At 65.1% G+C, this 15,452-nt stretch carries 11 protein-coding genes and 3 pseudogenes; 3 read left to right on the plus strand and 11 right to left on the minus strand.

Annotated features, from left to right (window positions below; translation table 11 throughout):
• Positions 1 to 33 precede the first annotated feature (33 nt).
• The 3 genes from NW75_RS00005 to NW75_RS00015 all read left to right on the plus strand — a co-directional run bounded on the left by NW75_RS00005 (position 34) and on the right by NW75_RS00015 (position 2,607).
• Positions 34 to 1,083 carry a 1,9-bis(guanidino)-5-aza-nonane synthase gene (locus tag NW75_RS00005; protein WP_033962969.1) on the plus strand — a complete coding sequence of 350 codons (1,050 nt, stop codon included), beginning with the start codon at positions 34 to 36 and terminating at the stop codon, positions 1,081 to 1,083.
• A gap of 39 nt (positions 1,084 to 1,122) precedes the next feature.
• A complete protein-coding gene (locus NW75_RS00010) occupies positions 1,123 to 2,106 on the plus strand; it encodes an alpha/beta hydrolase (RefSeq protein ID WP_033962903.1) in 984 nt (327 codons plus the stop codon).
• Between the two features lie 75 nt (positions 2,107 to 2,181).
• The gene (locus NW75_RS00015) at positions 2,182 to 2,607 is read left to right on the plus strand and encodes an MAPEG family protein (protein ID WP_033962906.1); all 426 of its coding nucleotides are present in this window, start codon (positions 2,182 to 2,184) and stop codon (positions 2,605 to 2,607) included.
• A gap of 123 nt (positions 2,608 to 2,730) precedes the next feature.
• On the opposite strand, the gene NW75_RS00020 is transcribed toward NW75_RS00015, so the two are convergent.
• The 11 genes and pseudogenes from NW75_RS00020 to NW75_RS00065 all read right to left on the minus strand — a co-directional run bounded on the left by NW75_RS00020 (position 2,731) and on the right by NW75_RS00065 (position 15,380).
• Complete coding sequence (locus tag NW75_RS00020) at positions 2,731 to 4,620, minus strand: XrtA/PEP-CTERM system amidotransferase (RefSeq protein WP_033962907.1); 1,890 nt, start codon at positions 4,618 to 4,620, stop codon at positions 2,731 to 2,733.
• A pseudogene (gene xrtA / locus NW75_RS00025) lies at positions 4,620 to 6,181 on the minus strand (exosortase A). The gene NW75_RS00020 and the pseudogene xrtA overlap by 1 nt, the downstream one beginning before the upstream one ends.
• Positions 6,182 to 6,185: 4 nt before the next feature.
• Positions 6,186 to 7,397, minus strand: a complete 1,212-nt coding sequence (locus NW75_RS00030; RefSeq protein WP_033962911.1) for a TIGR03087 family PEP-CTERM/XrtA system glycosyltransferase — start codon at positions 7,395 to 7,397, stop codon at positions 6,186 to 6,188.
• Positions 7,397 to 8,470: a FemAB family XrtA/PEP-CTERM system-associated protein gene (locus tag NW75_RS00035; RefSeq protein ID WP_033962913.1), complete on the minus strand. Its 1,074-nt coding sequence runs from the start codon at positions 8,468 to 8,470 to the stop codon at positions 7,397 to 7,399. Before NW75_RS00035 ends, NW75_RS00030 begins: the two co-directional genes overlap by 1 nt.
• The gene (locus tag NW75_RS00040) at positions 8,467 to 9,321 is read right to left on the minus strand and encodes an XrtA system polysaccharide deacetylase (protein ID WP_033962915.1); all 855 of its coding nucleotides are present in this window, start codon (positions 9,319 to 9,321) and stop codon (positions 8,467 to 8,469) included. Before NW75_RS00040 ends, NW75_RS00035 begins: the two co-directional genes overlap by 4 nt.
• Before the next feature lie 4 nt (positions 9,322 to 9,325).
• The gene (locus tag NW75_RS25500; protein WP_231564779.1) at positions 9,326 to 9,490 is read right to left on the minus strand and encodes a hypothetical protein; all 165 of its coding nucleotides are present in this window, start codon (positions 9,488 to 9,490) and stop codon (positions 9,326 to 9,328) included.
• Between the two features lie 209 nt (positions 9,491 to 9,699).
• Positions 9,700 to 10,611, minus strand: coding sequence for an XrtA/PEP-CTERM system-associated ATPase (locus NW75_RS00045; RefSeq protein ID WP_231564781.1), 912 nt, complete (start codon positions 10,609 to 10,611; stop codon positions 9,700 to 9,702).
• A gap of 38 nt (positions 10,612 to 10,649) precedes the next feature.
• A complete protein-coding gene (locus tag NW75_RS00050) occupies positions 10,650 to 12,266 on the minus strand; it encodes a hypothetical protein (RefSeq protein ID WP_033962917.1) in 1,617 nt (538 codons plus the stop codon).
• Positions 12,263 to 13,215 (minus strand): annotated as a pseudogene (locus NW75_RS00055) (AAA family ATPase). Before NW75_RS00055 ends, NW75_RS00050 begins: the two are co-directional and overlap by 4 nt.
• Positions 13,212 to 14,726 (minus strand): XrtA system polysaccharide chain length determinant, encoded by a 1,515-nt coding sequence (locus NW75_RS00060; RefSeq protein WP_033962920.1) that lies wholly within the window; start codon positions 14,724 to 14,726, stop codon positions 13,212 to 13,214. The pseudogene NW75_RS00055 and the gene NW75_RS00060 overlap by 4 nt, the downstream one beginning before the upstream one ends.
• Positions 14,727 to 14,736: 10 nt before the next feature.
• Positions 14,737 to 15,380, minus strand: a pseudogene (locus NW75_RS00065) (XrtA/PEP-CTERM system exopolysaccharide export protein).
• Between the last annotated feature and the right edge of the window lie 72 nt (positions 15,381 to 15,452).

Below are 15,452 nucleotides of genomic sequence, written 5' to 3' on the forward strand. Positions count from 1 at the left end.
TCCCGCAAGCGGGAGGGGAATTTGGAGACTATGATGAACGACATCGTGAACACCAACCGCAAGGCCGAGCTGCTCTCGACCACCGTCGAGCATATCGACATCACCAAGTTCGACGCGCGCCCGATCGTCGACGCGATGAAGAAGATGAGCTTCACCAGCCGCGACCTCGGCCGCGCGACCGACATCTACAACCAGATGCTCGCCGATCCCGATTGCTCGATCTTCCTCGTGATCGCCGGGTCGACTTCGGCGGGCGGCTGCATGGATCTCTATGCCGAACTGCTGCGCAACAACATGATCGACGGCGTCGTCGCCACCGGCGCATCGATCGTCGACATGGATTTCTTCGAGGGCCTTGGCCACAAGCATTATCAGGCGCTCGAAGTGCCGGATGACGACACGCTGCGCTCGCTGCTGATCGACCGCATCTACGACACGTATATCGACGAAGAGCAGCTCCAGGATTGCGACCACACGATCTACGAGATCGCGAACTCGCTCGAAGCGCGCCCCTATTCGAGCCGCGAGTTCATCCGCGAGATGGGCAAGTATCTCGTCGCGAACGGCAAGAAGGAAAACAGCCTGGTCAAGCTCGCTTATGAGCATGACGTGCCGATCTTCTGCCCGGCCTTCGTCGATTCGTCGGCGGGCTTCGGTCTGGTCAAGCACCAGGTCGACCGCGCGAAGGAGGGCAAGCCGTACATGGTGCTCGACGCGATCGCCGATTTCCGCGAATTGACCGACATCAAGATCAAGGCTGGCACCACCGGCTTGCTGATGATCGGCGGCGGCGTGCCGAAGAACTTCATACAGGACACCGTCGTTTGCGCCGAAATCCTCGGCCATGACGATGTTCAGGTGCATAAGTATGCGGTGCAGATCACCGTCGCCGACGTGCGCGACGGTGCTTGCTCGTCCTCGACGCTGCAGGAAGCGGCCTCGTGGGGCAAGGTCAACACCGGCATCGAACAGATGGTGTTCGCCGAAGCCGGTTCGGTCATGCCGCTGCTGGCGTCGGACGCCTATCATCGCGGCCTGTGGAAGACCCGCACCAAGCGTCGCTGGGGTGCCAGCTTCGACTAAAAGCCGCTAACCTCACCGCGAATCCATAGGAGAGCGGCGATGTTGGACAGACGGTTGGTATTGGCAGGTGCAATTGGGGCGACGCTGGGGATGCCCACCGTCGCCCTTGCGCAATCAGCGGAACCCGCGGTCGCCCCGTCATGGCCACCGGCGGAGGTCTTTCCGCTGTGGCCCGGCAAAGCGCCGGGCTCTCCCGCAACCCTGCCCGTCCCGGCCCCGAGCTTTGATGGTTATCAGGGCAAGGAATTGTGGCTGCGCGGCGTTGCTGTGCCCACGGTCGGCGTGTTCCGCCCGGAGCGGCCGGACGGGCGCGCGGTGCTGTCGATCCCCGGCGGCGGCTATGGCTTCGTATCGGTCAGCAATGAGGGCATCGACGTTGCGCGCGTGCTGAATGCGCGCGGCATTACCGTGTTCGTGCTCGCGTATCGCTTGCCCGGAGAAGGTTGGGCGAAGCGTGAGGATGTGCCGCTGCAGGATGCGCAGCGCGCCATGCGCCTGATCCGCGCCAATGCGACACGCTATGGCATCGACCCGGCGCGGCTTGGCACGATCGGCTTCTCCGCCGGGGGGCACCTCGCCGGAATGCTCGCGGTCGGCCATGCCGACCCGGTCTATACGCCCGTCGACCACGCCGACCGCTTGTCGGCCCGGCCGGATTTCGCCGGACTGGTGTATGCCGTGACCTCGTTCCAGACCGCCGGTTTCAATCCGGCAGACCCGGTAAACGATTTGATCGGGCCCAAGCCATCTGCCGCTATGCTCGATCGCTACGATCCGGCGCACCGCCTTGATTCCAGCGCACCACCGCTGTTCCTCGCCCATGCGATGGATGACGGTGTCGTCCCGATCGCGCAATCGCTGCTGATGCTCGACCGCGCCCGGGTCGAACGGGTCCCCGTGGAGGCCCATCTGTTCCAGCATGGCGGACATGGCTTCGGTGCGCTGCATCTGGCCGCAGGATCGCCGGGGCTCGAGTGGCCCGAACTGTTCTCGCGCTGGAGCGCGGCGCTGCCCCGACTTTAAGGGCGCTCCGCATCGCTATCATTGCGAGACCGGACTCTTTCGGGCACGCTCCCAGAAAATAGGGGGAGATGACCGATGCATAGCGAGATCCTGAAGCCGGTGGTCGTGCTCATCGCGTGGACGCTGGTGATGCTGGTATGGATGCTGTCGACGCGTTTGCCAGCGATGCGGGCATCAGGGGTCGACATCACCAAACTTGTCGGCACAAAGGCGGCCGACGCCGACGGTCGCCTGCCACCCAAGATCCAGTGGGTCGCACACAACCACAACCATCTGATGGAGCAGCCGACGCTGTTTTACGCCGTCTGCGGGGTGATTGCGCTGACGGGTACCGGCAACGGGGTCAATGCGTGGATCGCCTGGGCCTATGTGGCGCTGCGCATTACCCACAGCGTGTGGCAGGCAACCGTCAACAAGGTCTCGGTGCGCTTCCTGCTCTTCCTCGGTGCGTCCTTGGCGCTGATCGCGTTGACACTCCACGCGGCGATGGCGGTGTTCTGACCCTATGGCCGGGGCAGAGAAAATATCTACCCTCCTCCGTTCGCTTCGAGCGAAGTCGAGAAGCAGAAACGATCGCTATGGCCGGTTTCTCGACGACGCTCGAAACGAACGGGTGGAAGTTGCCTAAAACAGCCGCGCCATCGCGCGGTCCAACATCACCAATTGCCAGAGCGTGCGGCCATGCTCTGCTTTCCCGGCACGATGGTCAGCCGCCAGCCTCGCGATCACGCCGGGATCGAACCAGCCCGAGCCCACCAGCACACGCGATGACGCCAGCGCCGCCGCCTCGTCGGCCAAGGCCCCGCGAAACCAGGCGCTGATCGGCGTGACGAAGCCCATTTTCGGGCGATACAGAATATCGCGCGGCAGATAGCGCTCCATCGCTTTTTTGAGCAGCCACTTCCCCTGCCCGCCGCGCAACCGCATGTCGGCGGGTAGCCTGGCGGCGAACTCGACCAGGCGGTAATCGAGCAGCGGCTCGCGCGCCTCCAGCCCCACCGCCATGCTGGTGCGGTCGGCCTTGGTCAGGATGTCGCCGGGCAACCAATGCTGGAAATCGGCATATTGCGCGCGATCGAGCGCATCGCGTGCCGGTGCGTCGCGCATCGAGCGGACATAACGATCCTCGGCGCGATGCCCGCCGAGCGCGGCGCGGGCGTGCTCGGTGAACAGCGCCGCCCGCAAGGCTGGCGTGGTCACCCCGACCGAACGGGCATAGCCCTCCGCGCCATCCTCGGCGAGCGCAAGCAGCGTCGTCTTGGCGCGGAGCGGGCGCGGTGCCCAATCCGCCTTGGGATACCAGCGGCCCAGCGTGCCGAACAGATTCGAGCGGATCGACGCCGGCACCATCGCACGCACGCGCTCCTCCGCTGCCTGGAACTTGTAGCGGCGGTATCCGGCAAAGGCCTCGTCCGCCCCATCGCCGGACAGCGCCACCGTCACATCCTCGCGCGCCAGCTCGCACACCCGGTACGTCGCCAGCGCCGACGCATCAGCAAAGGGCTCGTCAAAGGCATGGACCAGCGTATCGATCAGCGAGAAATCGTCCGCTGCGACCACGCGCTCGCGATGCCGCGTGGCAAAACGCTCGGCGATCACATCGGCATAGCGGCGCTCGTCGAGGCTGTTCTGGTCAAACCCGATCGTGCAAGTGCGCACCGCGCCGCGCGACGCCTCCGCCATCAACGCGACCACCGCCGAGCTATCGACCCCGCCCGACAGGAACGCGCCCAGCGGCACATCCGACACCATCCGCGAGGTCACCGCATCGCGCAGCAGCGCGACCAACTCCTCCTCCAGCGCCTTGGCGGACCCCGTCGCGCGGCGCGAAAAATCGACGTCCCACCAGCGCGACGGCGCCGGCACTGGCTTGCCGCGCTCGATCAGCAGGCTGTGACCGGCGGGCAGCTTCTTCACCCCCGCAACGAGACAGGTGTCGTCGGGCACATAGCCAAACGCCATATAATCCTCGACCGCGCGAATATCGGGCGAGCGCCGCAGCAGCGGATGCGCGAGCAGCCCCTTCAACTCCGAGGCGAAAGCCACCGCGCCATCGGACAGCTCGACATAATGGAGCGGTTTCACGCCCAGGCGGTCGCGCGCGAGAAACAGACATTGCCGCCGCGCATCGTGCAGCGCGAAGGCGAACATCCCATTCAGCCGGTCGAGCAACGCCGGGCCCCACGCCGCCCAGCCGTGCAGCAGCACCTCGGTATCGCCCGCAGTCGTGAACACCGCACCCCGCCCCTGCAGCTCCGCGCGCAGGGCGGCGAAGTTATAGATCTCGCCATTATAGGTTACGGTCAGCGTACCGTCGGCGCTCGCCATCGGCTGCGGCGATCCGGCAACGTCGATGATCGACAACCTTCGGTGCCCCAGCCCCACCCCAGGCGCGGTCCACACGCCCGATCCATCCGGCCCACGATGCGCTTGTGCATCCGCCATCGCGGCAATCCGCGCGGGATCAACGGGCTTTGGCGTCGCGGGATAATAGAGACCGGCAATCCCGCACATCAGTTGGTCATTCCCGCACTGCGATCGGCCAGCCGTTCGATCGGCCCCAGCGCCGCGACGAACGCCGCCATCGCGCGCGCGGATCATGGCCGGGGACCGCCTCGGCCGAGACATGCACTGCGACCGCGCGCTGCGGGCCGCCAAGCAGCTTGGCCTTCAGCGTTTCCAGCTTCACGACTGGCCCCTTGTAGGTCAGCGTGTCCCCGACGCGATACCAGGTCACCACTTGCCGCTCGACCGGCCCAGGCGCAGTGATGCGCATCGCCGATCCGCCCGCCAGATCGGGAAGATCGGCAACGCGCAGCCACACATCATCTTCCCGCAATGCCCCGACGCCGAACGCCACCAACTCCTTGCCTTCATGCTGGCTACCATAAACGGCGACGGCCAGATCGACCTGATCGCCCTTCGCATTGCCGTAGCGACCGAGCAGAAAATGGTCTGCGCCAGGATAATTGGGTGACCAAGGCGAACGGGTAGAAAGCTCGACGCGATGCCAGCCCGCCACGTCCGGCAGCGCAATCCGCTCGGGCAGCGTCTGCGCGCGCCCGGCAATCGCCGCCGACCAGGCTGGGAACAGCGCGGCAAGCGCCAGCACCAGCACCGCCGCCAACGGCGCATCGAGCCGATAGCGCGGCACCGTTTGCAGCGTTGCCGGATCGAACAGCGGCGCATCGGGCGCACGGTCGAACCAGCGCCAGCCGAGCGCCAACACCGCTGCCATCACCACCGCGAAGAACAACCAGCCATAGACGATATGATCAAACCCGGTCGCGCGCTCGACCGAGGTGAGATAGGCCGCATAGATTGTACCGAAGGCGCGTACGCCGTTGGCCAGCACGGGCACCACCAGCGCCACCACCAGGAACACCGCGCGCCTGCGCCAGGACACGAAACAGACATTGGCGACGAGGACGCCATACGCGATCATCGCAATCACAAACTTCGCGCCCGAGCACGCCTCGGCCACTTCGAAATAGCCATTGGGGATGGTGATCAGCACCCCATCGACGTGTGCCGGCACGCCGAACAGATGCAGCAACGGCATCGTGATGGCGACCGTCGCGGTTTGAAGCGGCCCCTCCAGCCCTTCGCCAAACGGCACCAGGAACAGCGCATAAGCCAGCGGAAACAGCAGCGCGCGCGCGACATTGGGCCCGAGCAGAGTCACCACTGCCCCCTGCAGCATCAGCACAATGCCAAGATGCCGAGCAAGCGCCACGCCGCCGGCATCGCCCAGCAGCCACCCAACGCCGCCCAGCGCGACCAGCGCCAAGCCCGGTGCCCAGGCGATGGGTGTGATCTCGGCCAGCCCGGCGCGGCGCTGCCAAACAAGCCATGCCACCACGGGCGCAATGAACAGGCAATGCCCAAAGGTCGTGCTGGTCCACCACAGCGTCGCGAGCGCGCGCACATCGGTGGCGAACAGTAAGAGGATCGCGACACTGACGACGCCGAGCGCCGCCGTCTGACGTCGCCAAGCCTGCCCCGACCCCGGCCCCGCATGACCATCAACGGCCAACACTCCAGGATGGACGCGCATCCGAAGGGGCATCGTCATGCGTTCAGGCCGCGCTGCGGCGTGGGGGCGCTTTCACGCGGATCCCGAGGATCGCATCCAGCGGCGCGAGCCGCGCTTCCCAGCTATAGCGCGCCTGCACCTGCGCCCGCGCGTCGCGACCGATCTCCGCACCCCGCACAGGATCGTTCAAGATGGCGATGACTTCCTCGGCAATCTCGCCGACGGTTTCGCCAATGTGGATCGTTCCGGCATGGTCGATCCCTTCCGCTGCCGCTCTGGAGGCGACGACCGGACGTGCCATCGCCATCGCTTCCAGCACTTTGTTCTGGATGCCGCGCGCGAGCTTCAGCGGCGCGACGACGACCGAGGCGGCGGCGATCCAACCGCGCACGTCGGCCACTTCCCCGGTCACGATCACCCCCGGCTGCTTGGCCAACGCCTTGACCGCATCGGTCGGTGCGCGCCCGACAATGGCAAAGCGGGCATGCGGAAACCGCACGCGAATGTGCGGCAGGATCGTCTCGACAAACCAGGTGACGGCTTCGATGTTGGGGCGATAGTCCATTTGCCCGGTAAACACGATCAGTGCATCGGTCGTGTCGATCCGCTTGAACTGCGCGGTCGGATCGAAAAATTCGGTGTCGATGCCGTTCTCCACGACATGGACGCGCTCGGCTCCCGTCCGCTCGCGGAACAGTTGCGCTTCGGCCTCGCTGACGAACAGACTGGCATCCGCACGCTGCGCGACCGCACGCTCATGCTGGAATAGCAGCCGCGCTTCGCGCTTCATGAACCAGCGCGTGATCCCGCCCGAACCCTTGGCATAGGCACCGAACTTCGCCGAATCCATGTCGACAAAATCCATGACCACCTTCTGCCGCGGCCGTGCTGGAAGATACTGCGCCATTTGGCTCGAAAAAACGTAGATCGTGTCAATCGAATGCCGCGACAGCAGATTGTCGACCGCGGTGCGCAACGAGGCGTTGTCAAACGCGGTCAGCGAAACCGGCTTGCGCGCCAACAACGCCTGGAATGCGGACGTTAGCCGCGATTTCGAGCGCCAGATGATCGAGCGATTGCCCGTCAGCTTCGACAGGCCGCTCTTGCGCTTCATGTCCCGCGTGTCGTCGGCAAAGGCGATCAAATGCACGCGCTTGCGCGCCGCCAGATGCTTCAGGATGTGAAAGCCACGGATCTTGTCCCCCCGGTCGGGCGGATACGGCACGCGATGCCCGAGGAAGAGAATGTCACCCATTAACCAAGGCCTTTGGAGATGTGCGGTCCAAGCAGGTTAGCGACCACCAATGGCAGCTTTTTCCACATCGCGACCTTTTGGGCGTAGCGTGGGTTCAAAGGATTGATGTCGCGCGATGGCTCCCCGGTCACCGCGCGTTTACCATACAGCAATGGGACGCCGTCGAAACCCCAGTTCTTTTTATACGCGGCCGGGCCGGTCCCGACCTTGGAGCGCCCAAAGTCGAAATGCGTGCACCCGCGCGCGCGGGCATGGGCCATAAGCGCGAAATACATTCGGTCGTTCGCGCGCAAACCCCGCGCCGCGTGGGTGCCACCGCCCCAATAGGGATAGACCGTTCCATTGAAATAGAGGCTGAGGACGCTTGCCACCGCGCGCCCTTCGGATCGGATTGTAACGATGTCGGCGGCATCTCCGAACTGGTCCAGCACTGAGCGGAACAGCCGCGCCGGGAAAACCGGCGTTCCCAGATTGCGGACCGATTCCGCATAGACCGCGTAGTGCGCGCGCAGGTCGCCCGCCTCGCGCCCGACCGCGACGTCAAGGTCGTTCTCAAGCGCCTTGCGCACCTCGGCGCGTTGCTTGCGCGGAATGGCGGCGAGTTCGGCCGCGTCGCTCTCCGCCAGCGGTCGCACGAAACCGAGATAGCTGTGATCGTCGAAATCCCATGCCCCCTCGGGCATCGCACCGCCGCGGAGCTCCAGCGTCGGACACCCCAATCGCTGCGCGAGCGCCCATCCGGCATCGGCCAACGACGCGACCGCCGCCGGGCCATCCGCCAGAATACCGCCGCCAACCGCGAAGCCATTCGAGACCAGCGCCTTGCCGAACAACCGCGAGCGCACCTCGGTCAACGGCAGCACGCCGACGATCGTCCCGTCGCCGCGCTCGGCGATCAGGGTATGGCTGATCTGGCTGCACCCCTGCGCGACCGCCATGCTCCAGGCTGGCAGGTGAAAGGGCGTCCCCTGCTTGTGGCCACGCACGTAACTTTCCACCCGCTGACGATCGCCGACATCGCGCAAATCGATGGATCGTAGCGCGAGCAAGGGGGACAGAGGCTGGATCGTCATGCCGCGACCCCAAGCGTTTGCACCGGGGGCAAATCGCGCACGATGGCATCCATCCGCCCCCAGTCGTGCCGACCGATCAGCCCGCGCATCTTTCCCGCCATCGCGCCAAGGCGGCTGTAATGGCGCAGTTTTGACTTTAGGGGAGCATTGGCGACGCGCGGCTGGCCGGGGTCGATTTCCCACGGGTGAAAGTAGAAGATCGCCGGCTGCCCGTCCGCCGATACCTGGCGCACTGCATAATCGGTGAGCGCTGCCGGCAGCAGGCGGAAAAAGCCACCGCCGGTCGCCATCCGCCGCGCGCCGAATTGGGCGACGGTCACCGGCACTTCGACCAGATCCGCATCGGCGAGCGGACGAAAAGCATAGCGCGGCGCTTCCGGCCAGCCATAATGATCGTGCCGCAGCGGTGCCACGCTGGAGGAATAAGCATAGGCCTCCTCCGCCAGAATCCGGTGCGCCCACGGTGTACGCAGATCGATGGAGAAACTCGGCGCGCGATAGCCGGTGACGGCAACGCCGCCCGCATCTTCCAGCGTGGCCCGGGCGCGGGCGAGATCGGCGCGGAAGGTTGCGGGTTCCATCGTGAAGACGCGGTCATGCGCCCAACCGTGGCTCGCCAGTTCATGCCCTGCATCGACGATCCGCCGGATGAGGCGAGGATAGCGCGCGGCGACCCAGCCCAGCGTGAAAAAGGTCGCCTTAACGCCACTCTCGGCGAACAGGGCCAGGACGGCGTCGGTATTGGCCTCCACGCGCGGCAGGAGCAAATCCCAATCGCCCCGGTCGATTACCGATTCAAAAGCGCCGACCTGGAACCAGTCCTCAACATCGACCGAAAGGACATGACGCATCGGTTCAATCCCGCGCGATGGGGAGTGGCGGCGCGGCACTGTGCTCGCCCTCGGCCCAGTCAACGAGCAGCTTCAGAACGCGGCGAAGCGCGACATCCTGCTCATCAACCCGTGCCTCAAGCGCGGCGATACGGGTAGCGACATCCGCAGCGGCGTCTGGCGCAGGCACGGGTTCCTCTACCGCCATCACTATCGGTTCAGGTTCAGGCTCCGGCTTCGGTTCAGGCTCCGGGGGGGCAACCGTCGGGTGCGCTTCAACAACCGCCGCCGCTTCCTCGTGCAGCGCACGGATCGGGCGCGGCGGTGCCGTAGGGGGCAGAATCGAAATCGGCAGCGGGCCGGGCTCCGGTTCCGGCGCAGGCGGTGGTGGCGAACTCGCTACGGGTTCGTCCGGCGCGGCCACCTCAGAAATCGGCTGCTCAACGCAGGTGCCGCAGCCACAGCGGCTTCCGGCACGACGATCGGCTTCACGCCCGGCATGTCGCCCGCGATATCTGCCACCACTGCGGCCACGGCCCGCGCATCAATCGTATCGATCCGCTCGATCGCGCCGTACAGCATCACGCGCCCCGCCAATTGGTTCAGGCGGCGCGGTACGCCATCGGACCCGCTATAGAGCGCGGCGAATGCATCGGGCGTGAAATGCGGGCGCTCCTGCCAACCGACCACCGACAGGCGATGCCGCATATAGGGCTCGACCTCTTCGGGCTCCATCGGATCGAGGTGATGCATCGCGATCACGCGCTGGCGCAATTGCTCAAGCCGGTCAGACCCGTGCAGCCGCTCGCGAAATTCGGGTTGGCCGAGCAGGAAGATCTGCAGCAGCGCATGGCCGCCGGTCTGGAAGTTCGAGAGCATGCGCAACTCTTCCAGACTCGACACCGGCAGCGCCTGCGCTTCATCGACGATCAGCAGCGTGCGTCGTCCAGCGCGTGCGGTCGCATGCAGCCCGCGTTCGATCGCCACCAGCAATTGTGCCTTGGTCAGCCCCGCGCTGTCGACGTCCAACCCGGTTGCAACCATACGCAACAGATCATCGGCTTCGATCTGCGTCGAAACGATCTTGATGACATGCAGCCGCGTTGGATCGATCGTATCCATCAAATGGCCGACAAGCGTGGTCTTGCCCGCGCCGACGTCGCCCGTGATGACGATGAAACCCTCGCCCTGCGCAAGACCATAGCCCAGATAGGCCATCGCCTTGCGATGCGTCGCCGTATCGAACCAGAAACGCGGGTCAGGCGTCAACTGAAACGGGCGGCCGGTCAAACCATAATGATCGTCGTACATAATGTCGTCCTCGCAATCGGCATAGCCGCCGATGCGTTTCAGAATTGATACCGCACCCCAACTTGTCCCTGCGCCGACAACTGGTCCTCCGTACCTTTTTGGGTGAAGGAATACAGGCCCGCCGAGGCGGTCGTCGCGATACGGCCAAAGTTATGGTAATACAGAGCGGTGGCTCCCGTACTGAAGACACCGGGGGCAGCCGAAATGCCGCTTTCGTAATAATTGGCAAAGACGTTGCCACTCACGCCCGAATTGCGATCGATCGGGGCACTGACATAGGCCTGCGCGTAATAGCTGTCGTCGGTCACGCCGTCGATGCTGAAGCCGGTACCGCTGGGGGCGTAAAAGCGCCGCTGGGCATAACCTCCGCCAATCCCGAAGCTGAGCGCGCCGCGCTTGGCAGCAATGACCGCATCGACACCGCGCGCGCGATACGCCGAGGTCGAGATCGACTGGAACACACCATTCAGGCACCCGCCCGCCGCCGCGCTGCTGGTGCCAAAGGTGCAACCGCTGAATTGCTGCGCAAAGGCATCGCGTTGATCGATGAAGCTGGTCGGCAAGTTCGAGATGCCCTCGCGCAATTGCCGTCCGAACGTGTCGACGCTGTCGTACACGCCAATCTGGATGCCGATCGATTTGGACGCGGCGTAGCTGAACGAACCGGTATAGGTCATCCCGCCATAACGCCGCCCTGCCCGCGCCTGCAGCGCGGTGCGCGGGCTTGGCCGCCAGATGACGCCAGCATCATAGATCAGCCCGTCGGTCTGATAGGCGATGCGCGTCGGCGATGCGGGATCGGTCTGGAAGCGGCCGCGGCTGTCGGTAACCGGCACCCCATTGGCGTCCTTCAACGGATCCTTCTGGCTGACGGTGATTTTTTCATAGCCTGCACCGCCCGTTACAGCGAGCGTCGGCAGAATGGGCAGGACAAGATCGCCCCGCGCCACCTTGCTTTCGTATTTCTGGTCGAGCTGCCCCGCCGTATCGCGCTCGTAGCCCGCTGAAACGTTGACGCCGACCGGTAGCACCGCCCCCGCCTTCACGCCGGCGCTCGCGTTAAAGACATGGCTCTGCGAGGTGTCGAACACGTCGAGCTTCGGGCTGCCCGGGGCAACGCCGGTCGCCCCTGGCGCTTCCGCCTTGGTGAAACCGAAGCGATAGCTTGCCGCTACACCGACCGGGCCGACATGGCTGGCGACGGTCGGGCCGACATAGGCCGAATAGACCTGGCTGATATTGTCGACATTCCCGGCCAGATTGCCGGGAGCCGCGCCGCGAATGTCGGAGCGGACTCGTGTGGCGATCGCGCCCCCTTCCAGCGTCACCCCCGGAGCGACGCGCACGCTCGCCCGCGCCAGCCCGCTATGCACATCGTCGTCGCCAACCTTCTTGCTGTAAGAGAAACGACGCTCGTACCGATAGCTCACCTGGAGCTGGGTGCGCTTGGTCTGCACCGAAGCGTCGACCCCTGCGGCGACCGTCGAATAGGTCAGCACATCGTCATTCTTGAGGTCGGCGGTGACGACTTGCCCGATTTCGATATAGGGTGTGATCGAGCTTTTGCGCTCGTCAGCGTGCGCGGGCGCGGTCGCCAGTGCGGCGATTGCCGCCAGGCCGAGCGCGGGCGACAAAGATGAGATCGGGCGCGTCATATGGCGTCCTCCTGTTGGCCATATCCATAATAGTCGCCAAAGCGGCGTCCGCCGGGCACCAGCGACACGGCGTTGAGCACGAGCTGGATATGCTCGCATGAATCGAGCAGCGTGATGGCTTCGCGCAGATCGCTCTCGCCGGTGCGGTCGGCGCGGACGACGAGCATGATCTGCCGACCTGAGCCGCCAGCACGCTGGCCGGCGACGCGGCGAGAACCGGGGGCGAATCGAAGATCAGGATGCGCTTGGGATCGGCAGTGAGCAGCCGCGTGATGAGTTCACCCGTCCGCGCGCTGGCGACGAGTTCGGTATCGGCAGGCGTGCGCGTACCACAGGGCAGCAAGCTCAGATGGGCGATGTCCGTCCGAACGACACAGGCTTCGACATCGATGCTCGGATCGGCAAGCGCATCCAGCAAACCCGCCTGCTCGCCGAGGCCGAATTGCGCCATCACGTCGGGCTTGGCGAAGTCCGCGTCGATCAGCAGCACTTCAAGATCGCGCTCCGCCGCCAGCGAAAGCGCGAGATTGACCGCGCAATAGGTTTTGCCGTCATTCGGCCTGGCCGAACTGACCAGCATCAGGCGCGAAAGCTCGGCATCGCTTTTGCTCACGGTTCGCGCGGTCGCCAGCAATTGCCGCTTCACCAGGCGAAACTCCTCCGCCAGAGCCCCGATTGCCGCCCCAGGCACGAGCAAGCCGCGTTCCGCCAGCAGAGCACGGTCGATCGCGGCAACGCCAGCAAGGCGACGCGGTGCCGCGACCGCTTGCATCGGCTTTGGTTGCACAGGAGGCAGATCGGAGAGCGGCTCCGCAGCGACGATGGGTGCCGATGGAGGATCGATCCCGCGCAAGGGATAGGGCGCGCGTGCGTCCGTTCCGAAATCATAGGTCGCAGCGGCCCGCTCCAACAGCGACGGGCGGGTCTTGCGGGGGGTCAGGTCGCTCATGCCGCCAACCCGCGCTGAAGCATTTCCACGCCCAGCAGCGCGATATAGGCCACGCCAAGCCCGCCAACACCGCCCCCATAATATAGCAGCATCCGGCGACGAGCGGCGGTCTGTGTGGCGGTGACCATTTCGCCGATCGAGCCGAGCACCGGCATTCCGGTTGCTTTTTCGAGCCGCGCGGCAGTGGCAAAGGTGGCCTTCAATTGCGCCAGCACGAACGCCACAGCGACGCCGCCACCGAGCGCGACGATCAACACGCCGGTCAGCAACAAGGGGCGGTTCGGCGCAGTCGGCACACGCGGTGCCGTTGGCGGATCGATGACGCTGAACTTGATCGAATCGGTCTGGCTTTGCGCTTGCCCGCGCAGCTTGATCGCTTCGCGATCGGCCAGCAACTTGGCGTAGCCGTCCTTCAGAACCTGATAATCGTTGTCGATCTTGGATTGCTGCGCGGCCACGCCGGGGTCGCCCGCAAGCTTCGCGGTGATCGCATCCAGATCCCCCTGAAGCTGCGCCTTGCGCGCGAGCAGGGCCGCCACCTGCGCCTGCTTGTCCGCCTGGATCGAGCGCAAAGAAAGATAGGCGGGGTTGGTAGCGGAAGCAGCACCGGCCGCGACCGGTTCGCCGCGCGCGGCCGCCTGGGCTGCGGCCAATTGGTTACGCAACGCGATCACGTCGGGGTGATTCTCGGTATAGCCCCGCGCGCGCGCATCCGCGAGTTGGCCCTGGATCGCATTGAGGCGGGCCCGCGCCGGGCCCACGCCCGCCGCGCTTGCGGCACCCGCGACGCTGGCGGGAACGCCCGCCATCTGGCCGTTCACCGCCGCCAGACTCGATTGCGCAGCGGCGAGATCGCTCTCGACTTGCGCCATCGCTGTCCGTGCGGCCCCCATACGGTCGGTGAGCGACCCGCTACCCGGCAAGCTGCCGAGATAGTGATTTTGAAAATCGGCGCGCTTCGCGTCGGCATCGGCGAGCTGCTTCTGGCGCTGCTCGAGCTGCGCATCGAGAAATTTCAGGCTCGTACTCGTCTCATCGCGATCGCCCGACAGGTTCTGCTCGACAAACAGGTCGATCAGCTTCTGCACGACTTGCCGGGTAACCTTGGGGCTGGCCCCGGTCGCCACGATCTCGAACAGATTGTCCTGCTGTGCGGTGATCTTGATCGCCTTGGACAGGCCCGCGACCCGGTCGGCCACGTCGCGATCGGTCTTCACTGTGTTCGCCAGATCGGTGCCGCGCACGACCTTCTCCAGACTGACTGCGCTGGTCAGCGTCTGGCGGATCGTGTCCATGTCCTTCTGCTGGTCGGCAGGGGTAATGCCGACGGCATTGGGCAGGATCGTGTTCATCTGCACCGACACTCGCGCCCGAGATTCGTAGCTGTTCGGGATTTGCGCCACCATCGCCCAACCCAGCACGGCAATGCCCCACGCGACCGCCAGTGCGATCCAGCGGCGCATCCAGATCGCGTGAAGCGCGACCCGCAGTTCATCGAGCAAGCCGTTCATCCGTCCGTGCTCAGAACATGCTCTGCGGGATGATGATCACATCCCCCGCTCGAGCCGGACATTGGCGCGACTGTCGCCATCCTTGAGCAAGCTCGACAGCTTGATGTTATATTCGACCTGCTTGCCCGTTTCGCGATTGTAGCGGACCAGCTTCGCGCGGTTACCCGCCGCATATTCGCTGAGACCGCCGACCGAGATCATCGCGTCGAGCAGCGTCATGTTGGCGCGGTACGGGATCGAGGCGGGCTTCGCGGTCGCGCCGACGATGCGCACTTGCTGGCTGAACGTACCCGAGAAATTCTCGACGATGACCGAGACGATCGGATCCTTGATATATTCGCCCAGCGCAATCTTCATATCGTCGGCGAGCATCCGCGGCGTCTTGCCGACCGCCGGCATGTCGCTGATCAGGGGCGTAGTGATCCGGCCATCGGGCCGCACCTGGACCTTTGCCGACAGTTCGGGGTTGCGCCATACGAAGATGCTGAGCTGGTCGAGCGGGCCGATGACATATTCTTCCCCCGGCTGCTCCTGCGTGGCGACGAACGACGCCTGGGGCAGTTCGGGACGCCCCCCGCTGGCACACGAGCCGAGCGTCAACGCAGCAACGCCGACACCGAGCAAACCTCGAAAAGACCTGTAAAACCGCGCCATGCAAACCTCCCGCCGCGAGGTGCTGCCGATAACGTCACGTCTGACGTCGCGGTGGCAGGTTCACGGCTATCG

This window comes from Sphingomonas sp. Ant H11 (assembly GCF_000797515.1).
Lineage (GTDB): Bacteria > Pseudomonadota > Alphaproteobacteria > Sphingomonadales > Sphingomonadaceae > Sphingomonas.

Bases quoted from the DNA above. Each gene is read 5' to 3' on its own strand.
- NW75_RS00005 (WP_033962969.1), top strand. From the start codon at position 34: ATGAACGACATCGTGAACACCAACCGCAAGGCCGAGCTGCTCTCGACC.
- NW75_RS00010 (WP_033962903.1), top strand. From the start codon at position 1,123: ATGTTGGACAGACGGTTGGTATTGGCAGGTGCAATTGGGGCGACGCTG.
- NW75_RS00015 (WP_033962906.1), top strand. From the start codon at position 2,182: ATGCATAGCGAGATCCTGAAGCCGGTGGTCGTGCTCATCGCGTGGACG.
- NW75_RS00020 (WP_033962907.1), bottom strand. From the start codon at position 4,620: ATGTGCGGGATTGCCGGTCTCTATTATCCCGCGACGCCAAAGCCCGTT.
- NW75_RS00030 (WP_033962911.1), bottom strand. From the start codon at position 7,397: ATGGGTGACATTCTCTTCCTCGGGCATCGCGTGCCGTATCCGCCCGAC.
- NW75_RS00035 (WP_033962913.1), bottom strand. From the start codon at position 8,470: ATGACGATCCAGCCTCTGTCCCCCTTGCTCGCGCTACGATCCATCGAT.
- NW75_RS00040 (WP_033962915.1), bottom strand. From the start codon at position 9,321: ATGCGTCATGTCCTTTCGGTCGATGTTGAGGACTGGTTCCAGGTCGGC.
- NW75_RS00045 (WP_231564781.1), bottom strand. From the start codon at position 10,611: ATGTACGACGATCATTATGGTTTGACCGGCCGCCCGTTTCAGTTGACG.
- NW75_RS00050 (WP_033962917.1), bottom strand. From the start codon at position 12,266: ATGACGCGCCCGATCTCATCTTTGTCGCCCGCGCTCGGCCTGGCGGCA.
- NW75_RS00060 (WP_033962920.1), bottom strand. From the start codon at position 14,726: ATGAACGGCTTGCTCGATGAACTGCGGGTCGCGCTTCACGCGATCTGG.